Below are 22,604 nucleotides of genomic sequence, written 5' to 3'. Positions count from 1 at the left end.
GTTTCTCCATTGCTCTGTTCTTCGGCAGGGCCGGGATTAGCGCGTTACCGCTACAGGGGCATTTAGCTCGGCGCGTTTGGCCAGCAGCTCGAATACACCGGGATAGGCGGGACGCCCTAAATAGCGGCCCGCACCGCGCCCGGCGTGCAGCTCGCCGTCGCGCCATACCCACTTACCTTGGCTGATGGTGTGACGAGCAATGCCGCGCACCGTCTTGCCCTCGAAGATATTGAAGTCGACGTTCTGGTGATGAGTTTTGGCGGAGATAGTGCGGGTGCCGTTAGGATCCCACACCACAATGTCGGCATCGGAACCCACCTGAATCGCCCCTTTACGTGGGTAGAGATTGAAAATCCTGGCGGTGTTGGTGGAGGTGACCGCGACAAACTCCTGAGGCGAGAGCTTGCCGGTATTCACGCCTTCGTCCCACAGCACGGCGAGGCGGTCTTCTACACCCGCGGGGCCGGTAGGGAACATGGTAAAGTCATCTTTCCCGGCGGCTTTCTCCTCTTCGCCGAAGCAACAGTGGTCTGTGGCGGTGGTTTGCAGGTTACCAGATTGCAGGCCGTGCCAGAGCGCTTCCTGATGGCCCTTAGGGCGGAAGGGCGGACTCATGACGTGGGCGGCGGCAGTTGCCCAGTCGGGGTTTTGATAAACGCTGTCGTCGATTACCAGATGGCCCGCTAAGCACTCGCCAAATACTGGGTGGCCCTGCTGGCGGGCGTAGGCGATTTCGTCCACCGCGTCCTTGGTGGGAACGTGTACCAAATAAACCGGCGCCCCCAGGGTGCTGGCAATACGAATCGCCCGGCTGGCGGCTTCGCCTTCCACCTGGGGCGGTCGGGAAAGCGGGTGTGCTTCCGGCCCGGTCATCCCCTGGGCGAGCAGCTTTTGCTGCATGTGGTAGACCAGCTCGCCGTTTTCCGCGTGTACCGTGGGGATCGCCCCAAGCTCTAAACACCGCGAGAAACTCTCCACCAGGATATCGTCGGTGGCCATGATCGCGCCCTTGTAGGCCATGAAGTGCTTGAAGCTGTTAACCGCCGTGCTCCCGCACCAGCGTCCCCATCTCTTCTTTGACGCTCTCATCCCACCAGGTAATCGCCACGTGGAAAGCGAAATCGGTGGCGGCTTTTTCGGCCCAGCCTTGCCAGGTGTTAAACGCTTCCAGCAGCGACTGGCCGGGGCTTGGGATCACAAAGGCGATAATGGTCGTGGTGCCCCCTGCCATAGCGGCGGCGGTGCCGGTATAAAAATCTTCGCTGGCCACTGCACCCATAAACGGCATCTGCATATGGGTGTGGGGGTCGATGCCGCCGGGCCATCACCAATTGGTGGCTGGCATCGACGATCTCGCAGCCTTCCGGCACGTCTAAATCGGTACCGATGGCGTGGATTTTTACATCGACGCAGAGCGCGTCAGCTCGGTAGGTGACGGCGTGGGTGACGACGGGGCCGCCCTTGATCAATAAACTCATGGTTAACTCCTGGGGTAATTGACTGAGGGGCTTATTCGCCGTCGGTTAAGCGGGTATAGGTTTCCGGGCGGCGGTCACGGAAGAACTGCCAGTTGTTGCGCACCTCGCGCACCATGTCTAAATCGATCTCGTGTACCAGCAGCTCGTCTTCCGTTTCGCTGGCCTGGGCTTCGATCTTGCCGCGTGGGTTGACGATATAGCTGGAGCCGTAAAAGTCGCCGATATTCCAAGGCGCTTCGCTGCCTACGCGGTTGATGGCAGCGATGAAGCAACCGTTAGCGGCGGCCGAGGCGGGCTGTTCAAGCTCCATAAATATTTGGGATAGCCCGGCCACAGTCGCGGAGGGGTTGAAGATGACTTCGGCACCGTTAAGGGCCAGTGCTCGCCAGCCTTCAGGGAAGTGGCGGTCGTAGCAGATATACACGCCGATCTTGCCGTAGGCGGTATCGAACACCGGCCAGTTGGATTGGCCCGGCTTAAAGAAGAATTTTTCCCAAAAGCCAGCCACTTGGGGAATGTGTGTTTGGTGGTATTTGCCCAGATAGCTACCGTCAGCGTCGAACACCGCTGCCGTGTTGTAGTAAACGCCGGTCTCGGTTTCTTCATAGATAGGGACGATGATCACCATACGGTGTTCGGCGGCGAGCTTCTGCATCATCTGGCAGGTGGGGCCTTCCGGCACCCGCTCGGCAGCGGCGTACCATTTGCTGTCCTGGCTGGGGCAAAAGTAGGGTTGATTAAACACTTCCTGGAAGCACAGCACCTGCACGCCTTGTTCAGCGGCTTGTTTTATCAGCGGCAGATGCGCTTCGTTCATCGCGTCTCGAATGGCGGCGGGTTCCAGGTCGGTACTGGTTTTTGGGCCCATTTGAATCAGGCCGATTTTCATCTTCTGCATACAAAGCCCTCTCGTGTCATACGCGCTCACCAGACTGGCTAGCGCATCACGGCAAGTTAAAAACACTAATCGGTAATAGTTATGAGAGTGATGACAGTCACTTGGCGGGTGGTGACAACGGCGTTAAAGCCGAGCGTTTATTGTTATGTTGAAAGTTGTCATGTTTGACAGCTTTTTGAACATAGTCCTTTATGCCGTCTCTTTTCAAGGATTTTTTATCTACCGTTGAGTATGATATTAAGTTGTTGATTTTATATGTTTTTGTTTTTTAAAGAGCCTTTTTTTACTGATTTGGTGAATACGTGCATATGTTTGGTGATTTTTTTATATTTTTATAAATCAATAGCTTGTGAAGTTTCTTCGTGGTTTTAATTATTTTTTTGTATCTTTTTGGTGCGTTATTTTTTTAACCAGCTAAGGTTTTTAGTGGTCTTACGTCGCGTTCAAAAACACAATAAAAATTGAGAGTGCGGTGACTGCATATCTGTCGATAAAGTCAGCTTTTTGTTCAATAAGTTAACGATCCTGTCTTCAGTTTAGGCATGCTTATTGCTGCGACAAAAGCTGAACCCGTACAGGCGGTCGGCAATGTCGCTGCTGAGGAGAATAAAATGACTGGCTCAAGAACCCAGATGGTAGACAGAGAGGGGTTGATTGAACTTAATGTTGGTGAGGACGTGCGCAATAGTCCCCGCTTCAATAAAGATATTGCACCTACCCAGGCAAGTGAGCGTACCTGGAGTAAGTGGAATATCGCGGCACTATGGGTGGGGATGTCGATCTGCGTGCCCACGTATACGCTGGGTGGGGTGCTAACCGCCTACTTCGGCTTGAGCGTGGGGGAGGCGCTCTTTGCCATCCTGCTGGCCAACGTCATCGTACTGATTCCACTGACGCTGAATGCCTTTCCCGGCACTAAGTTCGGGATTCCTTTTCCGGCGGTATTGCGCTCATCCTTCGGTATTTTGGGCTCGAATGTGCCGTGCCTAGTACGCGCGCTGGTGGGCTGCGGCTGGTTCGGTATTCAAACCATGTTTGTGGTTTGGCTATCCATTTGCTGTTGTCGGAGCTAATTCCTGCCTGGGCTGCTTTGGGTGGCGTGGGGGAGGTGATTGGCTTTTTTGTTTTCGGCGCGATGAACCTGTATGTGGTCATTCGCGGAGCGGAGTCGATTAAGTGGCTGGAAACGTTGGCCGCACCGCTGCTGTTGGCCGTAGGCGTTGGCCTGATGATGTGGGCGTGGCCGCATATGTCGATGACCGAGCTGCTGGCTCAACCGCCATCGCGCCCTGAGGGGGCTTCCGTTTATGGTTATTTCTTTGCCGGTTTGACCGCCATGGTGGGTTTTTGGGCGACTCTCTCACTAAATATTCCTGACTTCAGCCGCTTTGCCAAAAGCCAAAAAGATCAAATTGCAGGCCAAATTATTGGTCTACCGCTGACGATGTTGTTCTTTGCTGCCCTTGGAGTTGTACTAACCGCTGCGTCTGAATCGCTAGTAGGGCAAACTGTTGCAGACCCGGTGAGGTTAATCGGTTATATCGACAGCCCCTTCTGGGTCATTATGGCGATGTTATTGATCATTATTGCCACTATTTCGACCAACACCGCTTCTAATATCGTCTCACCTACCAATGATTTTCAGAACATAGCGCCAAAAGTGATCAACCAGACGCGTGGCCGTGCTGATAACCGGTGCGGTGGGAGTGCTGCTGATATGCTATGACCTGTTACAAAAGGCAGGCATCATTCCTCCTGGAGTGTCTCTTGAACAAATGTACTCCAACTGGCTGCTGGGTTACTCCAGTCTGTTAGGCCCCATTGCGGGCATTATGGCGGTGGACTACTTCCTGATTAAAAAACAGCGCCTGGGGTGTGCCCAGCCTGTACCTGGATAGTCACGCCTATCCCGCGGTCAACATGGCCGGTTTTATCGCTTTCGGGGTTCCTGTCGTACTGACCTTACTGTCACTGTTAACCGGCACGATGAACTGGTTCTATGACTACGGCTGGTTCACTGGCTCCGCGCTGGGGGCGATTGTTTACTACGTCGCAAGCCAGGTATTGGCGTCATCTCCAAAGGCGGGGCCTGCGCCAGTGATGGCCAGCGAGGTGACAGAGCAATCCTGTTCGGCTGTCGATGATAGTGGCTGTATGACAAAGCTCAGCAATTAGCCGAGCTTTGTCAGGCTTAGTCTCCCCCACTGATAAACCCCAAAAACGCATCCACCACGCGATTGGGGCGGCGGTCATGGCGGGTAATCAGTACAAACGGGATGCGGTAGTGCTGAGTAGCGGGGTGAAGCGCGCGCATCTTGCCTGCTGCCACCCCCTGCTCGGCGACATGTTCGGGTAGAAAGCCCATAAAGCGCCCGGTCAAAATCAGAAAGGCGGCCCCTTCTCGGTCCGAGGCAGAAGCCTGTAGGTTGAGTGCTTCGTGGGCTTGGCGTGCAGCATCAGGTAGTGGGTAGCGCGGGCGAATCGCCGGGTGGCTGGCGATTTGTGCAAGGCTCAATGCCTCATCGGGCACGCTGAACAGTGGATGTTCGGCGGAGCAGTATAAGTAAGAGGGTTCGTCGTACAGCAGTCGTGTTTGTAAACTGGTGGGCAAATTCACCGCAGGCACCACCCCCACATGCAGGTGACCATCCATCACGCCGCGAATCACCGCGTCCGATGGCTCCATATGAATATGGACCGTTACCTCGTGATGAGGGGCGGTGAGTGCTGCCAGCGCATGGGTCACATCCATGGCGGGTAGCGTGACGAGGTTATCGGTAATACCGATATTCAATTCGCCTTTGATAGTGTGATGCAGCGCGTTAACGTCGCTTTTAAAGGTCTCCAGCGCCGTAAGCAGTGTTAGCCCTGCCTGATAAATCTCTTTCCCCTCTTCTGTTAGGCTGAATCCGCCGCGTCCTCGCTGACAGAGGCAAAACCCCAGCCGTCCCTCCAGGTCGTTCATATGCTGGCTAATGGCCGAGCGACTAATCCCCAAGGTGGTTTCCGCAGCGGTAAAACCGCCGCACTCAACGACCGTCTTAAAAATGCGGATCAGGCGTATTTCGTAGTCGCTCAGGCCTAGTGATGCCATAGCTGCCTCTTGATCAGGAAAAGGGGGCTTTTTTGCTGCATTGGGTTAGACAAAAAATTGATATACATCAAAAAAGCGAAGCGCCACTATCTAGCATTGCGACCATGAAGTCGCTGTGGTGTATCTTTCACTGTTATTTTTTACACTGTATCAGGTGCGCTTGCGCGACACTTGAATAAGGCCAATATTTGATGCGCTCCTCTCGCAGTGATGAGTTAGCCCACAAAACTCAAGCAGTGCCGATGTATCGCCGACAGCAGCGGCAAGCCATCGTCATATTTGCGTTGGCTCTGTGCGTCATGTTGCTGCTATTCGGTTGGTTATTGGAAGGGCAGTACCAGCAAGAGATACGCTCGGCTGAGTCTCGAGCCATTTCGCGTTCGAATGTAGTGGCCGAGTGGGCAAAGGGTATGCTGGGGCAGAGTGGGCAGGCACTTTTTACCTTGGCGGAGCGAGTGGAGAGTGTCGGAGGGACGGGCCTCAATAATACGGCGAGCATACAGTATGCTTTAGAAAGTTTGGCTGGCTATATGCCACTAATTGATGAGCTTGGCGTTCTCAATGCCCAAGGGCGTGTCTGGGTAAGTAGTAGCAATAACCGGCATGCGGGTCTTGATATTAGTGAGACTGATTTTTTTCGCTCTTTCCAGCAAGGCAAGCAGCAAGAGCTGGTCACGCCGCTTTACTGGTCATCACAGAACCAGCAGTTCTACCTCTATCACGCTCGGCGGTTGAATGATGCAAGTGGTAATTTTAACGGCTTGGTGTTGCTCGGCTGGTGCCGCAGACCCTGATCGAAGCGCTGCAGCAAATGCGCGTCTATGACGGCGAAAGCATGGCCTTAATAGACGCCAACCTCAAGTTAATTGCCCGCCATCCCATGCCCACAAACGGCGCTACCGTGGGCAGGCAAATTGAAGATTCTGCTACGCAACAGTGGCTCAAGACGCAAGAAGCGTCACAAACATTTACCGCGCTTTCATCCATTGATGGGCGGGAGCGCCTGTTCCATTTGCAGCGAGTCAGTCACTACCCGGTACTGGTGGCGGTGGGCGTGGATGTGCAGCGGTTATTAGCATGTTGGCGCCAACGAACACTGGTGTTAACGGGCGTTATGGCGATCATTGCGCTGTTGGGAGCGTGGGGAGTGCGCCACTATTTGAACCGCCGCACTCTCTTATCAGTTGCAGGCCCGTGAGATCCGGATGGATGCGCTGATTAACTCCCTACAAGGCCTGATTTTTGGTATTTGATGGTGAGGGTCGGTTTCGCTTTATCCATGCCATCGAAAAGGACAAGCTACTCTTGGGTAGCCAGCAAGCGCTAGGATTGCACTATCAGCAGGTGTTGCCCCCCGCGTTGGCAAACACCTTTGACGCCATCTTTCATCAAGTTCAGCAAACCCGTCAGGTGGACGTTTGAATACCCGCTGATGCTAGGCCAACAGCAACGTTACTTTCATGCCACTGTTAGCCCCTTGGCAAGCAAAACAAAATACTTTGAAGGAGTGCTTTCTGTGACCCGCGATATTACCGACGCGAAGCAAGCCGAGGTTGAACTGCAAATCGCCGCTGCTGCATTCCAGGCGCATTTAGGCATTATGGTGACCGATGCGCGGGGCAATATCCTGAAGGTTAATGATACTTTTAAGCGTATTACCGGTTACAGCGATGAGGAGATGATTGGCAAAAACCCGCGTATGTTTAGTTCCGGCCACCATAACGCTGCGTTTTATCGTCGGCTGTGGCGTAGCGTTATGGCTACGGGTAACTGGGAAGGGGAGATCTGGAATCAGCGCAAAAACGGCGAGCTGTTTCCTGAGTGGCGACCCATTAGCGCTGTGTATGGCCACGGCGGTGAATTGACCCACTACGTGGCGACCATGAGCGATATTAGTGAGCGTAAAGCGGCCGAGCAGGAGATCCACCAGCTTGCCTTTTATGACCCGTTAACCGGCTTTGCTAACCGTAGACTGTTTATTGATCGTATTGGTACAGCGTTAAAAGAGCTTAACCGCCATCAGCGCTGCGGCGCGTTAATCCTGATCGATATTGATAACTTTAATCATGTTAACGATACCCTAGGCCACCATGCGGGCGACCAGCTGTTGCAAAGTATTGCCCGGCGCTTTGGGCGAATGCTGCGAGATACCGACACCTTGGCAAGGTTGGGAAGCGACGAGTTTGCGGTGCTGATTGAAGGGATTGATGGTAGCCCACGGCAAACTCAGGAAACTGGCTGAACATATCGCGTATAAGCTGCTGGCGGCGCTGGATGAGCCGATCAGCGTGGGGGAAGAGAGTGCGTTAGTCACCGCTAGCGTAGGTATTACGATCATCGCAGATAGCCAGCGCAGCGCAGACGACTATCTTCAACAGGGAGATATGGCACTTTCTCAAGCGAAAGCCAGCGTCCGACGCGCAGTGCGTTTTTTTGACCCTTCCATGCAGGCAAAACTGCTAGCTAAGGTAAAACTAGAGTCGGAGCTTCGCCAAGCGCTTGAGCATCAGCAATGGCGGCTGCATTACCAACCTCAGGTTGATCGTCTGGGTAGATTAATAGGCGTTGAAGCCCTACTGCGCTGGCAGCACCCTGGGCGTGGGTTAGTCTCGCCGGGCGAGTTTATACCGCTGCTAGAGAGCACAGGGCTGATTAATGATGTCGGGGAGTGGGTGCTGGAAGAGGCTTGCCAGCAGTTAGCCCAGTGGGCAGGTTCGCCGCTGCTGAATAGGCTCACGATTTCGGTGAACATCAGCCCATTACAATTCCGCGAGAACAACTTTCTGCAGCGGGTCGAGCAGGTATTTCAGCGCACTCAAGCGCCGCTAGAGCAGCTGAAATTAGAAGTCACTGAAACGCTGTTTGTAGAGGCGCGTGACGATGCACGCGATAAAATGCTCAGTCTAAAAGCCTTGGGCGTTCGTTTCTCGCTGGACGACTTCGGCACCGGCTACTCGTCGCTGGCTTACTTGGCCCAACTGCCGTTGGACCAGCTGAAAATTGACCAATCCTTTGTGCAGCAAGTGCTAGAGAGCAAAGCAAACGCGGCGATTGTGGAAAGTACCATTGCCCTGGCGAAGAGCTTAAACCTGGATGTGATTGCCGAGGGGGTGGAAGTGGAAGCACAGCAGGCGTGGCTGATGGCCCATGGCTGTCACGCCTTTCAGGGCTATCTGTTCGGACGGCCGGTGTCCGTTAATGACATTGAAGCAGCCGTGCTAGCTCAGTCCTACGCTTGAGGCATGCAGCTTGATGAGTAACGCCGCGATCAGCGCGGCGTGCTGAAAGCTCTCGGGGGTAATCACCTCAAGCCGCGAGTCTTGCCGCCAAGCGCTGCTGGCAACGCTTAGGGCACCATCCGCGCGGTTGAACCGTTTCCAGCCGTCAGCGGTGTGGAATACTCCCTTTACCCGCGCCGTAGTGGGCAGCTCGCTAAAACAATAGGCGAGATGATCAAGGTCGAATCGCTCGGTAGGGTGCCAGCGCAGGCCCGTACTGGTGTAACCCAGGGCAGTGGCGGTTTGCTGTTGGGGCTGGCCAGGAGGGGGCGGAAAATCGAAAAAAGCGCCCTCTAGGCTAGGGCTGGTGCCAGAGCCTGATGCTCGGCAGGCATCGCAGGCTGATCTTGTTGGCGCGCCTGGCCGCTGTCCAAGATGAGCGAAACCGGCAGTACCCCTTCCTCAACGGTGTACACCCATTTACGGGCCGGCCATAGCGTGCTGATAAACTGCTGCGCTTGTTGGTGCTGGGCGTTGCTTGCCTGCTCGCCCATGGTGATAGCGATGGCGTCGGCCATATTTAGCTGATCCTGAAACGTGTCGTGCTCGCGCACGCGGGCTTCATCCAATCGGCGTGGGTCAAGCGTGGCGATGTTATCCTGCACCGCCACCACGTCTTGAAACGCCTCGCCGCGCAGCAGGTCCAGCAACCCTGCCGGGTGGCCAAGGCCAGAGGGCTCAATAATCACTCGGTCGGGCTTGCTGCGCGCCAATAAATTGACCAGCGCCGCCTGAAGCACGAACGCTAGCTGGCAGCATAGGCAGCCGCCGGGCAAGCCTTTCACCACCACATCATCGCGCGCATCAAACATCGCCTGATCAATGCCGATCTGGCCAAATTCGTTGACCAGAATGGCCCATTTCTCACCCACAGGCTTTTGTTCAATCAGGCTGTGGATAAGCGTGGTTTTGCCGCTACCTAAAAAGCCGGTGACGATGTGAACGGGAACGCGTGAAGCGGCTGCCAACGGTTAACCTCCGGTCATGTTCATAAAGCGCACCACCTGCACGTCGCCATCGGTGGTGAAGTGGTGGCGTTCGGGCTTAAGCGGTAGGGCGTTAATAATGGCGGTTTTGAGCGCCTGCATATCGCCAGGATGGCGGCGCAATACGGCGCGCAGGTCTACCGAGTGCTCATTACCCAGGCCGAGCAGCAGGCGGCCTTCCACGGTGACCCGTACGCGGTTGCAGCTATCGCAGAAGTTATGGCTATGGGGCGAGATAAAGCCCACCCGGCTGTCGCTGTCGGCCATTTTGAAGTAGCGCGACGGCCCCGGTGTGCTCTCCGTAGTGGGTGTCAGCGGGTAGCGTGTTTCGATCAACGCCTGAACGTCGTCGCTGGAGTAGAAGGTCTCTGCCCGGGAGTGGTCCGACACATCGCCCAGCGGCATCTCCTCGATAAAGCTAATATCGAGGCCTTCCTGACGGGCAAAGGTCACCAAGTCGAGCACTTCGTCTTCGTTGCGCCCCTTCAAGATCACCGCGTTCAGCTTGATGCGCTTGATGCCCGCCTCTTTGGCGGCGTGGATACCGTCGATCACTTTGGCTAAGTCGCCGGTGCGCGTCAGCTGCTTAAAGCGCTCGGGGTCGAGGGAGTCCAGGCTAATGTTGAGCCTACGTAGGCCACCGTCATACAGCCGCTTGGCGTGCTTGCGCAGGCTGGCGCCGTTGGTGGTCATGGTGAAATCGTCCAGCCCCGGTAGGGCGCCAATCTCGTCCACCAGTTGCTCAATCCCTTGCGCACTAGCGGTTCGCCGCCGGTCAGGCGGATCTTCTCGACGCCAAGCTCGGTGAAGGCGCGCGCCACCATGGCGAGCTCTTCCAGCGTGAGCACCTGCGCACGGGGAAGAAATGTCATCTCCTCGCTCATGCAGTACACGCAGCGGAAGTCGCAGCGGTCGGTCACCGAAATGCGCACGTAGCGCACTCGGCGGCCAAAATCGTCAATCAGTTGTTCGGTCATTGCCAGCTCGTTATCGGTTGAATGCAGACCGCCTCGCCTGGCTGTGCGTCTGCCTCGTCATCGCCAAGTTCAATCAAACAGTTGGCCATCACCATGGAAGTCAAATTACCCGAGCCCGGGGCACCTGTGCTGCGCACATGTAGCACGCCCTGCTCATCACAAGTATAAATGCCACGCAGAAAGTCGGTGCGCTTCAGGCGGCTTTTTAGCGGTGTTTGGGCAATCGCTGTGAGTCGTAAGGGCGGAGAAGGCAGCTGCCCCTGCAGCCGTTGCAAAAGCGGCACCACAAACTGGCTGAAAGTAACCATCACCGCCACCGGATTACCGGGTAGCCCCACAAACGGCGTGCGGGAGTCGCTCAGTTGGCCGCAGGCCATCCGGCGCCCAGGACGTAGCGCCACCCGCCAAAAGGCCAGCCGTCCGAGCTTTTCCAGCGCAGCGCGGGTGTAGTCCGCGTGGCCCACGGACACGCCGCCGCTGGTAATCACAAGGTCACACTGCGCCGCTGCTTCCGCAAGCGCTTGCTCAATAGCGCGCGGGTCGTCGGGCAGAATACCTAAATCCACCACTTCGGCCCCTTGCTCGCTAAGCATGCCGATCAGGGTGAAGCGATTGGTTGTCGTAAATTCCGGCGCTTGGGAGCGGCTCTCCCGGCGGCGTGACTTCGTTGCCAGTGGAGAAGATCGCTACCTTTGGACGCTGATGGACGGCGGTGGTGGCATGGCCTAATGAAGCAATCAGCCCCATGCTGGCAGCATCCAGCCGTGTGCCCGCCGTCAATGCAACGGCCCCTTTGGCAATATCTTCCCCGGCTTGGCGTACATGCTGCCCAAAACTGACCCGCTCTGGCGCATCGATGGTGACGCTGTCGTCAACCTCAATGAGCTGCTCACGCATAATCACCGTATCGGTGCCGCTGGGCAGCGGCGCGCCGGTGGTGATGCGTACGCACTGGCCAGAGGGCACCTCACCCTCAAACGCTTGCCCGGCGAAGGCATCACCTACAATCTGAATATGTGTGGTGTAGGGTGGCTCTTTGGGCCAGGACAAGGCAACGCCATCCATCGCCGCATTGGTATTCTGTGGCACGTTAATAGGCGCAGTGATATCAGTCGCCAGCCTGCGTCCGTAGGCGCTGCCTATTGCCACCTGTTCTACCGCTACCGATTTCTCAACCAGCGTCATCAGCGCATCGCGGGCGTCATCGACGCTGAGCATCTGCTCGCCCAGTTCAAAACACGACAGGCTCATGGCGTCTCCTGGGAAGGCGTTGTCAGGGCCAGCTCCAAGCGGGCTTTCTCCTCTTCGGTATTGAGGTTGGCGAACGCTTCAGGGCAGTCCGACATATCCACCCGGCACCATGCGTGGCGCGCGTACCAGCGATCGATTTTACGCTCGCCTTCGGCCAGGGTGGCCGCTAAATCGTCAGCCAGCGACGTACGCAGCAGCGCGACGACGGGGTGCAGCCGCTCGCCATCGAACGCCCCTGCGATATCGTGCTCGACACCCGCCTGGGTAATACCTGCGACCATGCGCGCCACCAAATCGTGGGGCAGCGCAGGGGAGTCGCAGGGTGCGACCAGCAGCCACGGCGTTTGAGCCGCAAGCAGGCCGCTGTAAATACCCATCAGCGGGCCTTTGAAGCCGCCTTCGGCATCTTCAATCACACGGTCGGCAAACAGCGCATACGCATCGCTATTGCGGTTGGCGTTAATCATCAACCAATGCACGTGGCCATCGAAGCGCTTAACGGTGTGCGCTACCAGCGGCAAGCCTGCAAAGGGCTCCAGGCCCTTATCTCGCCCGCCCATACGGCGGCCTTCACCGCCCGCGAGAATCATGCCAGTCAGTTCGTGCTTGGCGATCATACGCCTGCCTCCTTGGACGAGCGCGCACTCGGCGGCTTGGGGGGAATCGCGTCCAGCGTCAAGCGGCCAGCGGCGTTAATGGCTTGGAAGCCTTTCCCCTTCGCACGGGCAATCAGCATCACGCCGAAACGCTCGGCCAGCTCTACGCCTTTCTGTGTCACGCCTGAACGCGATACCAGTACGCTAATGCCCATTTGCGCGACTTTCAGCACCATTTCAGACGTTAAACGGCCGGTGGTGTAAAAAATATCGGCGCTACGGCTATCGGTTTGGTTAACCCCGGGCGACCCGCCAGTGTGTCCACGGCGTTGTGGCGGCCCACATCTTCGACGAAATCCAGCACCTGAGCTTGGTGGCACAGCGCGCAGCCGTGTACCGCGCCCGCGCTGCGGTAGGTGTCGTTAGAGGTGTTCAAATTGGTCAACAGTTGATATAGCGCCGATTGGGCCAGCGGTGTCTCAGGCAGCGCTGTGAGAGAAGTTTGCTCCAACAGTTTACCAAACACCGTGCCCTGACCGCAGCCCGTCGTGACGGTGCGCGTGCTAAGGCGTGCTTCCAAATCATCAGGCAGGTGGCGGGTAACGATCACCGCAGCCTCGACGTCCCAGTCAACCTGAACCGCGGTTAAGTCCTCGGCGCTTCTTAATAGCCCCTGGTTGCGCAGGTAGCCTACCAATAGTGCCTCGGGGTCATCGCCCAGCGTCATCAGGGTGACAATTTCACGCTTGTTAAGATACACCGTAAGCGCACGCTCGGCGGCAATGGCCTGCGGGCGAGTGTCGCCGTAGGCACTCATGACATCAATGGTGTTCGTGGCCGGTAAGCGGGCTCGGCTTAACTGAAGGGCGGGCATCCGCAATCCTCACTGATACCAAAACGCTGTGTGGCTGACGCAAACACGGCGTACAAGATCATAATAGTTGAGTAAAATTGTCTGAGTTGACGATGATGGCGCTCAAAAGGCTTACTTGTCTACCCGTTCAAGGTCTAAGGTGGTGAAACCCATGAGTGATAGTTTACGCGCATTAAGCGTTACCTTAGTCGCCGAGCCCAAGCAGGTGCGCAGTTTCACGCTGACCCAGTGGCGCATTGCCGAGCTAGTGCCGGGGGACGAAGGGGAGTGCGTCCTCAACCTGCAGCTCTATATGACCGAGCGAGCGGCCTACCGATTTAACCTCACCGCGCCGACGCCGCGCCTCTTTGTGCGTGCCGGTTTCACCGGGCAAACCCCGAAGCCCGATGCGATCACCGCCAGCCAGGATGTGGCCGCAGGCTGGCTAGATGGCGAGCAGCAAGTGTCAGAAGCCGCGATGCCGATGGCGATTCAGGTGTGGATAGAGCACTATCTCGCGCGCCACGGTGAAGCGCCGGTGGAAACCCGCAAGAAAAAACGCAAAGGGGCCGGGCGCGGTAAAGGGACCCCGACCAAGGAGCAGCCACAGTGAGCCGTTTGGAGCGCTGGTCGCGTAAAAAGCGCGGCATTGAACATGAGAGTGATGACAGGCCGCCAGCGGAACCGATAGAGCCTCAGTTAGAGGTAGAGGCGCACGCGCCTGAGTCTGACGGTATAGATGCCTCCCCCCCTGCGGTAGACAAGCAAGAGGCCGCAGCTCCGCCCCTGCCGGGCAGCCTGGACCACTCGTTGCCCGACCCAGACACCCTGCCTGCCGGCAGTGACTTCAGCGCCTTTATGGTGCCTGGCGTCAGTGCTGCGCTGCGCCGCCGTGCCCTGCGTAGGCTCTGGGCCACCGGTAACTACAATGTGCGCGATGGTTTGGATGATTACGACGCCGACTACACTCAACAGTTAAAGCCCATGGCCAGCGAGCTAGCGGGCAAGCTGCGGCGTTGGGCCAATAAGGCGGAAGAGACCTTAGAGAAGCTGGAAGATTCGGCACAAAAAGACGCTGAACACAGCGAAAAAGTAGCGGCTGAGAGCCCGCCTGAGCAGGTGAGCGCTTGCACAAGTGATGACAGTTTTGTACAAAGTGCCTCACTAGACGACCAGTCTGATTATCCTGATCACGCTCCAGGAGAGCGAAAAAAAGACAGTTAGCTTTTTGAATCAGTGGGTTATGGTAAGTATGGCGGGCTTGCGTTGACAGCGGTACGACCAAAGGAAGTGGCAAAAAAGCTGTTTGCGCCATACTCTGATACAAAAGCTATGTCGTTATAACGCCGAAAGTCATCCATGAGATGACAAAACATAATCTCTAATTATAACAAAAACGACCTCTTGACCGTGAGAATGCATGAACCAACGAATCCAACTGGCGTCGATTGACGACCAGCGCAACGTCGCCGCTCGTGAAGCGGTGCGTCGGCGTATCTCATGGCCGGTGAATTTAACGCCTGCCAACGTGACCTACCACAGCCGCGGTCATGTGCTGTTGCTCGGTAGTGCGCCGTCAGTGACTCAAGCGGCACGAGTGCTTCAGGGGCGGGGATTAGCGTCCCTCACGATGCTGACCACGGATGAGGCCGTTGATCTTCCCGTCGCCAGCGAGCCGCTGATCGCTCAAGTGCTGAGTGCGCATCCACAGTCACGGCTTAACATCGCGGGGCATTTGGGTGGTTTTCGTGCCACCCTGAGCCAAGACGATGGCGACTCTCTCAATCTTGCCCAAGCGCTGATTGAGCGGGACGTATTTGACGTAGTGCTGGACCTTTCGGAGGGAGCACTTAACGTCGCTTCTTGGGAACTGCCCCCGCCGGGCTACCTGCGCCTCGCGTGGGAGCGCCAGGAAGCTGAGCGTGCCGACGTGTTAGAGAGCGTGACGGAGCTGGTCGGTGAGTTCGATAAACCGCGCTATTTCCAGGTCAATACCGATCTTTGCGCCCACTCTTCCAGTGGTAACGTCGGTTGCACTCGCTGCCTCGACGTCTGCCCGGCGGATGCGATTTCTAGCATCCAAGGCCGCATTGAGTCGCGCATTGAGATTGATCCTTTCCTTTGCCAAGGCGTAGGCAGTTGCACCAGTGCGTGCCCTACGGGTGCCATCGAGTTTCGCCTGCCGGAAACCCGCCGCCAGCAGGAGACGCTGGCCAACTGGCTAACCGCCTATCGGGAAGCCGGTGGTGAGGTGCCGGTGCTACGCTTTATTACCCATGACTCGCTGGAAGCTGAGCGTGCTGCAGGCATTACCACGCCGGGTCACATCATTGATGCCCCCTTGGAAGAGCTGGGCGCGGCGGGCCACGACCAGTGGCTGACGGCGCTCGCCAGCGGCGCTTCTGAAGTGCGCATTCAGCTTCACGACGGCATGCCGCCCCGGCTCAGCGCATTCTTAGAGCATCAAATCACTCAGGCTCATAGTCTGCTGGACGCGCTAGGCCACGACGCCGCGCGTATTAAGCTACTGCCGGTAGATGCCGAGGGCGAGCGAGATGCGCTGCCCAGCCTAACACCGCTCACCGAGTCGCCATTGAGCTTTAATGAGCCTAATAAGCGTGCTCGCCTGAACGTGGTGCTGGCGCGGTTGGCTGAACTGGGGGCGCCCAGCGGTGAGCGCCACACCATGCCTCAAGGGGCGGCTTACGGCGGCATTAATGTCGATAGTGCTGCCTGTACGCTCTGCCACGCCTGTGTCAGCAATTGCCCAACGCCTGCGCTTAAATCGGGTGGGAATACCCCCGCGCTCAGCTTCCTGGAAGCCGATTGTGTACAGTGCGGGCTCTGCGAACAGGCCTGCCCTGAAGACGCCATCACGCTGGAGCCAGGCTTCCTCGCGGCACCTGCGCGCGAAACGCGGCATATTTGCCACGAAGAGGCGGCTTTCGAATGTATTAGCTGCGGCAAGCCGTTTGCCACCGCCAGCACCGTTGCCACCATTAAAGCCAAGCTGGCCAATCACCCTTACTTTGCCGGTGATGCCATGACGCGCTTAGAAATGTGTGAAGACTGCCGGGTGAAAGACGTGTGGAAAACCATGGCTCGTGACCCTGAAGCGCAACTAAAGGTGTAAAGCAATGAGCGATGCAATGCCGACGCTAAGTGAAACCGATGCGCTGCGAATGGATATCTACCAGCTGTTCGCTAGCCTGCTGCGTCAGGCCCCCGACAGCGAGCTACTGGCGTGGTTGGAAAGTCTCGATATTGAGCAAGATGGCAGCCGCATTGCCGAATGCTGGGCCGCGCTGTCAAAAGCGGCAAGCCAAAGCGATGTGGACAGCCTGAAGCGTGCGCATTTCCGCCACTTAGTAGGCGTCATTCAAGGCGACGTTGTGCCCTATGCATCCTGGTATCGCAACGGCGAGCTGATGGAAGCCGCGCTGGTCGCGCTGCGCCAAGATCTCCGTGCGCTAGGCTTTGAGCGCAGCGAGCATACCCGGGACCCAGAAGACCACCTGGCGGCGATGTGCGAAGTGATGGCCATGCTCATCGCCGCGCAAAGTAGTGAACAGTTCACCTTTTTCCAACAGCACCTTGCCCCTTGGGCCAGCCGCTGTTGGGATGACCTTGCAAAAGTAGACACCGCTTTCTATTCAGCGCTGGGGCAGTTGGGTAGTGCTTTTATGGAGAGCGAACAGGCACGTTTGAGCGATCAAGCGGCCTATCAACCGGTGCGCATAGTGGAGCCTGCTTCCTATGACGCCGGTGCAGCGCGCAAAGCCACACCGTGACGTGACCGTGCGCAGCGGTAAGCGAACAACAGGGCCTACGGGCCACGCATAAAAAAGGGCATGAAAGAGGAGAACCCCATGCACCAGTCACATAACCCTGAGCGCCGCCGGTTTATGAAAACCGTTGGTTTAGGCACCGCCGCTGCGGGCGCAGCCGTTGCGGTAGGCCACGTCACGCTGGCACAGGCAGATGATAAAAGCCCGGTTGAGCGCGACAAGCAGGCGGTGAACTACCGCGAGACCGACCATATTCGTGCTTATTACGCCTCGCTGCGTGACTGACGGCGAACTGCCAGGAGATTTGCCATGCGTCTAACTCGCAAAACGAACACCCCCGCTACCACTGGGTTGGGTATTTCCCGTCGTCAGTTCCTAAAGCGCACGGGTGTGGCCACCGGTGGGGTGGCTGCGGCAGGCTTTATGGGCGCGCCGATGATGCAGCGCACTGAAGCGGCTGATAAAACGCCGGTGCTCGATTCCCCGGTAGAAACGAAGCGCACCATCTGCTCCCACTGCTCGGTAGGCTGCGGTGTGTATGCCGAGGTTCAAGAGGGCATCTGGACCAAGCAAGAGCCCGCCTTCGACCACCCAATCAACCGCGGCGCTCACTGCGCCAAAGGGGCATCGCTACGCCAGCACGGCCACTCCACTCGCCGCCTGAAGTACCCGATGAAACTGGTCGCCGGTGAATGGCAGCGTATGGACTGGGATACCGCCGTCAACGAAATTGGTGACAAGCTGATTGAGCTGCGCGACGCCCACGGCCCCGACAGCGTTTACTGGCTGGGTTCAGCAAAATTCAGTAACGAGCAGGCGTACCTGATGCGCAAGCTCGCCTCTATGTGGGGCACCAATAATACCGACCACCAGGCGCGTATTTGTCACTCCACCACCGTGGCAGGGGTTGCGAATACCTGGGGTTACGGAGCGATGACCAACTCGCTCAACGATATGCATAACAGTAAGGCGATCCTCTTCATTGGTTCTAACCCCAGTGAAGCGCACCCGGTCGCTATGCAGCACATTCTGATTGCGAAAGAGCGCAACAACTGCGACATCATCGTAGCTGACCCGCGCTTTACCCGCACCGCTGCGAAAGCCAACAAGTATGTGCGTCTGCGCCCTGGCTCCGACGTTGCTTATATCTGGGGCCTGCTGTGGCACATCTTTGAAAACGGCTGGGAAGATAGCGAGTACATTAATCAACGTGTTTACGGCATGGACGACGTGCGGGCAGAAGTCGCTCAGTTCCCGCCCAGCGTTGTAGAAGATATTACTGGCGTACCAGAAGCGGAAATGTTCGATGTGGCCAAGCGCCTTGCCGACAACCGCCCTGGCTGCGTAGTGTGGTGTATGGGCGGTACCCAGCACACCACCGGTAATAACAACACCCGCGCCTACTGCATTCTGGAGCTGGCGCTGGGTAATATCGGTAAATCGGGTGGCGGTGCCAACATCCTGCGTGGCCACGATAACGTACAGGGTGCCACCGACTTAGGTCTGGGCTGTGACTCCCTGCCGGGCTACTACGGCTTAGCAGAAGGCGCTTGGCAGCACTGGGCCAAAGTGTGGGACGTAGACTACGAGTGGCTGAAAGGCCGCTTCGACGACACCGAGTACGCCGACGGCAAGCCCATGTACTCCAGCGGTATTACTGTATCGCGTTGGGTAGATGGCGTGCTGGAAGAGGACGAAAACATCTCCCAGCGCACCGCGCTGAAAGCGATGTTCTACTGGGGTCACGCGGTCAACTCGCAAACCCGCGGCGTTGAAATGCAGAAGGCGATGCAGAAGCTGGAGATGATGGTCATCGTTGACCCTTATCCCACCGTTGCAGCCGTTATGCATGACCGCACCGACGGCGTTTACCTGCTGCCCGCTGCCACGCAGTTTGAAACCACCGGTAGTGTGACTGCCACCAACCGCTCGATTCAGTGGCGCGATCAGGTCATTGAGCCGCTGTTTGAATCGAAGCCTGACCACGAAATCATGTACCTGTTTGCCAATAAGCTCGGCTTTGGCAACGAGTTCGTGAAAAACTTCGCGATGGATGGCAACCGTCCGGTCATTGAAGACGTACTGCGTGAAATCAACAGCGGAATGTGGACCGTTGGCTACACCGGCCAAAGCCCGGAGCGCCTGAAAGAGCACCAGCAAAACTGGCATACCTTCAGCTTTAAAAATCGCGTGCTGAGGGCGGCCCCGCCGATGGCGACTACTACGGTCTGCCGTGGCCCTGCTGGGGCACGCCTGAGTTCAAGCACCCCGGCTCGCCTAACCTCTACGACACTAGCATTCCGGTCATGGAAGGCGGCATGGGCTTCCGCGCCCGCTCTGGTATCGAGGGCGATGGTGTGAACCTGCTGGCGGAAGGCTCCGCTCCTGTAGCGGCGATATCGACGATGGCTACCCCGAGTTCGCCGACCAGCTGCTCAAAGACTTGGGCTGGTGGGATAACCTGACCGCTGAAGAGAAAGTGGCGGCTGAAGGCCAGAACTGGAAGACCGACTTCGCCGGCGGTATCCAGCGTGTCGCTATTGCACACGGCTGGGCGCCTTACGGTAACGCCAAAGCCCGCGCTGTGGTGTGGACCTTCCCGGATGCGGTGCCGAAGCACCGTGAGCCGCTCTACACCACCCGTCGTGATTTGGTCGAGCGCTACCCCACGTGGGACGACTTTGACTCCATCATGCGTCTGCCCACGATGTACAAAACCATCCAGGACCGTGACAACAGCGCGGACTACCCGATCATTCTGACCTCCGGCCGTTTGGTGGAGTATGAAGGTGGCGGTGAAGAGACACGCTCCATGTCGTGGCTGGCGGAGCTGCAACAGGAAATGTTCGTCGAGATGAACCCTGCCGACGCCAACGATATCGGCGTACGTGACGGTGACGATGTCTGGGTCGAAGGCGCCGAGGGCGGCCGCGTCAAGGTGAAAGCGCTGGTCACGCCCCGCGTTGATCGTAAAGTGGCGTTTATGCCGTTCCACTTTGGCGGTGTGTTCCAGGGCGAAAGCCTGCACGACCGCTACCCGGAAGGCACCGTTCCTTATGTGATTGGTGAAGCGGCCAACACCGCCACCACCTACGGCTACGACCCGGTGACACTGATGCAAGAGACCAAGTGCACCATCTGCCGTATCGAACGCGCCAGCTAATAAGACCTGACCTGACAGCATGCCGGTGCGGGCACGCCCGCACCGGCAAGAGGAGAACACCATGGCTCAAATGAAATTTATGTGTGACGCCGAGCGCTGCATCGAGTGCAACGGCTGCGTCACCGCCTGTAAAAATGCCAACGACGTCGAGTGGGGCATCCAGCGCCGCCGCGTGGTCACGCTGAACGACGGCGAAGCGGATGAAATGTCCATTTCCGTTGCCTGTATGCACTGTGATGATGCCCCTTGTATGGCGGTTTGCCCTACCGACTGCTTCTACAAAACCGACGATGGCATCGTGCTGCACGACAAGGACCTGTGCATCGGCTGTGGTTACTGCCTATACGCCTGCCCCTTCGGCGCGCCGCAGTTCCCCCAGCAGAACGCCTTTGGCGAGCGCGGCAAGATGGACAAGTGCACCTTCTGTGCCGGTGGCCCTGCGGAAACCAAAGAAGAGGAGTACCAGAAGTACGGCTCCAACCGCATCGCGGAAGGCAAACTGCCGCTGTGTGCTGAAATGTGCTCTACCAAAGCGCTACTGGCCGGTGATGCGCAGGATGTGGCCGATATCTTCCGCCAGCGCGTGGTACACCGTGGCCATAAAGATGGTGCGTGGTCGAACAATCCTCGGGCTAGCACTGACAACCTTGCCTATGATGCTGCCCGCAAAGGGGTAAGGAGGCGTGTCATGACAACGTTGACCATGACAAAGGTGCCCTCACGGGCACCTAGCGGCACCGCTAGCTGGCTACAGCGTGGCTGGCGTCTATGCCTAATGCTGGTGCTGTTGGTTGCGAGTTTGGGGGTCACCCACATGGCCGTGGCGCAAGCCGACCCGGATCGCGAAATGACCACTGCTGCCCCCGGCATTACAGCGGATCAGTGGCGCCAAGTACGTAGCGGTGAAACCGGGCCGAACTACCGTGACTCACGTCACGAGAGTAACTACAACCTGATCAACTCCAGCGGCGAAACGTGGCGGATTTTGCGCAATCGTTGGGTGTCGCCGTTTGGCATGATTGCCATTGGTGGTATGGCGGCACTGATTTGCGCTGTTCTACTTCATCGTCGGCCGTAAGTACTTGGAAGAGCCGCGTACGGGCCGCAAGCTCTTGCGCTGGTCGCTGCTGATGCGTGCGCTTCACTGGACCGTGGCGACGCTGTTCATCACCCTAGCGCTGACGGGGCTTAACCTACTGTTAGGCAAGTTCGTGTTCCGTACGCTGTTTGGTGATGCGGTATGGGCCTGGATGATTGCGGCTTCTAAAGTGCTGCACAACTATCTGGGACCGATTTTTGGCGTACTGTTGGTCATCATGCTGGTTAGCCTGATCAAAGAGAACATTCCCAAGAAGCACGACTGGGTATGGTTTAAAAAGGGCGGCGGTATGATTGGCAAAGGCCATGTAGATGCTGGTTTTGCCAACGGGGGCGAAAAAGCCTGGTACTGGCTGCTAGCGTCGGTGGGCATTTTGGTGGTGGCGAGTGGCTTCGTGCTCGACTTCCCCAACTTTGACCAGGGCCGCGACACCATGCAGTGGGCCAACATCATCCACGCCGTGGGTGCGCTGGGCCTTACCGCCGTCTCGCTGGGCCATATCTACATCGGCACGTTAGGTACGGAAGGCGCGCTGGAAGGCATGACCACCGGCTACGTGGATGAAACCTGGGCTAAAGAACACCACAACCTGTGGTATGAAGCGGTTAAAGATCAGACCGTTAGTGAAGAGGAACTGGCCGCGCGTAAAGCGGGCGGCAGCGGTGAGCCTTCAGCAGCCAAGCCAAGCTGAGTCACGCCGTCGAGATAAGTGGACGTGAACGCCCTTCGACACCGCCTTCGGGCGGTGTCTTTTGTTATGCTGCACTCCAACGACTTTTGAAAGAGGAATCACCATGGCGACATTTGACGAACTGGATGCCACCACCCGCACTGAGCTGGAAGCCGCCGCCTTTCGGCGCTTGCTCAAGCATCTGGACGACAATAAAGATGTGCAGAACATCGACCTGAGGATTCTGGCGGATTTCTGCCGTAACTGCCTCTCGAAGTGGCTGGTGACCGCCGCCGATGAGCGCGGTACCGCGCCCGAACTGGACGCCGCCCGCGAGTACGTCTACGGCATGCCCTACAGCGAGTGGAAAGCCAATCACCAGGGTGAGGCAACGCCGGAACAGCTGGCTGCTCTTGAAGCGCGCCAAGCCAAGAAAAAGGCCAACGCCTCCCCCAACGAGCACAAGGAGTAGC

At 57.3% G+C, this 22,604-nt stretch carries 20 protein-coding genes and 6 pseudogenes; 16 read left to right on the top strand and 10 right to left on the bottom strand.

Features of this window, described 5'->3' with window-relative positions; translation table 11 throughout:
• Nucleotides 1–36: 36 nt before the first annotated feature.
• Nucleotides 37–1,478, bottom strand: a pseudogene (hydA, locus tag B4967_RS09980) (dihydropyrimidinase).
• A 31-nt stretch (nucleotides 1,479–1,509) separates the two neighbouring features.
• The gene (locus B4967_RS09975) at nucleotides 1,510–2,376 is read right to left on the bottom strand and encodes a nitrilase-related carbon-nitrogen hydrolase (RefSeq protein WP_083025017.1); all 867 of its coding nucleotides are present in this window, start codon (nucleotides 2,374–2,376) and stop codon (nucleotides 1,510–1,512) included.
• A gap of 611 nt (nucleotides 2,377–2,987) precedes the next feature.
• Here B4967_RS09975 and B4967_RS09970 point away from each other — a divergent pair.
• A pseudogene (locus B4967_RS09970) lies at nucleotides 2,988–4,551 on the top strand (NCS1 family nucleobase:cation symporter-1).
• A 16-nt stretch (nucleotides 4,552–4,567) separates the two neighbouring features.
• Here B4967_RS09970 and B4967_RS09965 read toward each other — a convergent pair.
• Nucleotides 4,568–5,470 carry a LysR family transcriptional regulator gene (locus tag B4967_RS09965; protein WP_083025015.1) on the bottom strand — a complete coding sequence of 301 codons (903 nt, stop codon included), beginning with the start codon at nucleotides 5,468–5,470 and terminating at the stop codon, nucleotides 4,568–4,570.
• Nucleotides 5,471–5,661: 191 nt separating this feature from the next.
• On the opposite strand from B4967_RS09965, the gene B4967_RS09960 reads away from it, so the two are divergent.
• From B4967_RS09960 to B4967_RS20865, 5 genes are all read left to right on the top strand, one after another.
• A complete protein-coding gene (locus B4967_RS09960; RefSeq protein WP_083025013.1) occupies nucleotides 5,662–6,264 on the top strand; it encodes a PDC sensor domain-containing protein in 603 nt (200 codons plus the stop codon).
• A complete protein-coding gene (locus B4967_RS09955) occupies nucleotides 6,249–6,668 on the top strand; it encodes a PDC sensor domain-containing protein (protein ID WP_083025012.1) in 420 nt (139 codons plus the stop codon). The genes B4967_RS09960 and B4967_RS09955 overlap by 16 nt, the downstream gene beginning before the upstream one ends.
• A 44-nt stretch (nucleotides 6,669–6,712) precedes the next feature.
• A complete protein-coding gene (locus tag B4967_RS09950) occupies nucleotides 6,713–6,892 on the top strand; it encodes a hypothetical protein (protein ID WP_083025010.1) in 180 nt (59 codons plus the stop codon).
• 94 nt (nucleotides 6,893–6,986) lie between these two features.
• A complete protein-coding gene (locus B4967_RS20870) occupies nucleotides 6,987–7,712 on the top strand; it encodes a diguanylate cyclase domain-containing protein (protein ID WP_340638736.1) in 726 nt (241 codons plus the stop codon).
• Nucleotides 7,678–8,709: a putative bifunctional diguanylate cyclase/phosphodiesterase gene (locus tag B4967_RS20865; protein WP_340638735.1), complete on the top strand. Its 1,032-nt coding sequence runs from the start codon at nucleotides 7,678–7,680 to the stop codon at nucleotides 8,707–8,709. Before B4967_RS20870 ends, B4967_RS20865 begins: the two co-directional genes overlap by 35 nt.
• Here the strand turns inward: B4967_RS20865 and B4967_RS19330 are convergent.
• The 7 genes and pseudogenes from B4967_RS19330 to B4967_RS20330 form a co-directional block, all read right to left on the bottom strand.
• Nucleotides 8,689–8,898: a GTP-binding protein gene (locus B4967_RS19330; protein WP_243470496.1), complete on the bottom strand. Its 210-nt coding sequence runs from the start codon at nucleotides 8,896–8,898 to the stop codon at nucleotides 8,689–8,691. The two genes, B4967_RS20865 and B4967_RS19330, sit on opposite strands and share 21 nt — an antisense overlap.
• 143 nt (nucleotides 8,899–9,041) lie before the next feature.
• On the bottom strand, nucleotides 9,042–9,716 hold the full coding sequence (locus tag B4967_RS09940) for a CobW family GTP-binding protein (protein WP_243470484.1): 675 nt from the start codon (nucleotides 9,714–9,716) through the stop codon (nucleotides 9,042–9,044).
• A 3-nt stretch (nucleotides 9,717–9,719) separates the two neighbouring features.
• Nucleotides 9,720–10,711 (bottom strand): annotated as a pseudogene (gene moaA, locus B4967_RS09935) (GTP 3',8-cyclase MoaA).
• Nucleotides 10,708–11,962 (bottom strand): annotated as a pseudogene (gene moeA / locus B4967_RS09930) (molybdopterin molybdotransferase MoeA). The pseudogenes moaA and moeA overlap by 4 nt, the downstream one beginning before the upstream one ends.
• A complete protein-coding gene (gene mobA / locus B4967_RS09925) occupies nucleotides 11,959–12,579 on the bottom strand; it encodes a molybdenum cofactor guanylyltransferase MobA (RefSeq protein WP_083025008.1) in 621 nt (206 codons plus the stop codon). Before mobA ends, moeA begins: the two are co-directional and overlap by 4 nt.
• The gene (locus B4967_RS20335) at nucleotides 12,576–12,794 is read right to left on the bottom strand and encodes a formate dehydrogenase accessory sulfurtransferase FdhD (protein ID WP_279384689.1); all 219 of its coding nucleotides are present in this window, start codon (nucleotides 12,792–12,794) and stop codon (nucleotides 12,576–12,578) included. Before B4967_RS20335 ends, mobA begins: the two co-directional genes overlap by 4 nt.
• An 8-nt stretch (nucleotides 12,795–12,802) precedes the next feature.
• Nucleotides 12,803–13,432, bottom strand: coding sequence for a formate dehydrogenase accessory sulfurtransferase FdhD (locus B4967_RS20330; protein ID WP_279384688.1), 630 nt, complete (start codon nucleotides 13,430–13,432; stop codon nucleotides 12,803–12,805).
• Nucleotides 13,433–13,583: 151 nt separating this feature from the next.
• Here B4967_RS20330 and B4967_RS09915 point away from each other — a divergent pair, with 151 nt between their 5' ends.
• The 10 genes and pseudogenes from B4967_RS09915 to B4967_RS09875 all read left to right on the top strand — a co-directional run bounded on the left by B4967_RS09915 (nucleotide 13,584) and on the right by B4967_RS09875 (nucleotide 22,603).
• Nucleotides 13,584–14,024 (top strand): DUF3305 domain-containing protein, encoded by a 441-nt coding sequence (locus tag B4967_RS09915; protein WP_083025006.1) that lies wholly within the window; start codon nucleotides 13,584–13,586, stop codon nucleotides 14,022–14,024.
• Entirely contained in the window at nucleotides 14,021–14,635 is a 615-nt protein-coding gene (locus B4967_RS09910) for a DUF3306 domain-containing protein (protein WP_083025004.1), read from the top strand. Before B4967_RS09915 ends, B4967_RS09910 begins: the two co-directional genes overlap by 4 nt.
• Nucleotides 14,636–14,831: 196 nt before the next feature.
• Nucleotides 14,832–16,544, top strand: a complete 1,713-nt coding sequence (locus B4967_RS09905; RefSeq protein ID WP_083025002.1) for a 4Fe-4S dicluster domain-containing protein — start codon at nucleotides 14,832–14,834, stop codon at nucleotides 16,542–16,544.
• 4 nt (nucleotides 16,545–16,548) lie between these two features.
• Complete coding sequence (locus B4967_RS09900) at nucleotides 16,549–17,202, top strand: TorD/DmsD family molecular chaperone (protein ID WP_083025001.1); 654 nt, start codon at nucleotides 16,549–16,551, stop codon at nucleotides 17,200–17,202.
• A gap of 78 nt (nucleotides 17,203–17,280) precedes the next feature.
• Nucleotides 17,281–17,484, top strand: coding sequence for a twin-arginine translocation signal domain-containing protein (locus B4967_RS09895; RefSeq protein ID WP_052509959.1), 204 nt, complete (start codon nucleotides 17,281–17,283; stop codon nucleotides 17,482–17,484).
• A gap of 24 nt (nucleotides 17,485–17,508) precedes the next feature.
• A complete protein-coding gene (locus B4967_RS09890; RefSeq protein WP_243470483.1) occupies nucleotides 17,509–19,560 on the top strand; it encodes a molybdopterin-dependent oxidoreductase in 2,052 nt (683 codons plus the stop codon).
• An 82-nt stretch (nucleotides 19,561–19,642) separates the two neighbouring features.
• Complete coding sequence (locus B4967_RS21530) at nucleotides 19,643–20,362, top strand: formate dehydrogenase subunit alpha (RefSeq protein WP_243470482.1); 720 nt, start codon at nucleotides 19,643–19,645, stop codon at nucleotides 20,360–20,362.
• Between the two features lie 19 nt (nucleotides 20,363–20,381).
• Nucleotides 20,382–20,948 (top strand): annotated as a pseudogene (fdh3B, locus tag B4967_RS21335) (formate dehydrogenase FDH3 subunit beta); the annotation flags it as partial.
• 189 nt (nucleotides 20,949–21,137) lie between these two features.
• Nucleotides 21,138–22,152: pseudogene (locus B4967_RS19315) on the top strand (formate dehydrogenase subunit gamma).
• 103 nt (nucleotides 22,153–22,255) lie between these two features.
• Entirely contained in the window at nucleotides 22,256–22,603 is a 348-nt protein-coding gene (locus tag B4967_RS09875; RefSeq protein WP_083024999.1) for a DUF1244 domain-containing protein, read from the top strand.
• The last annotated feature ends 1 nt before the right edge of the window (nucleotide 22,604 follow it).

It is taken from the genome of Vreelandella lionensis (assembly GCF_002087295.1).
GTDB lineage: Bacteria > Pseudomonadota > Gammaproteobacteria > Pseudomonadales > Halomonadaceae > Vreelandella > Vreelandella lionensis.
This window is presented reverse-complemented; position numbering and strand designations above follow the sequence as displayed.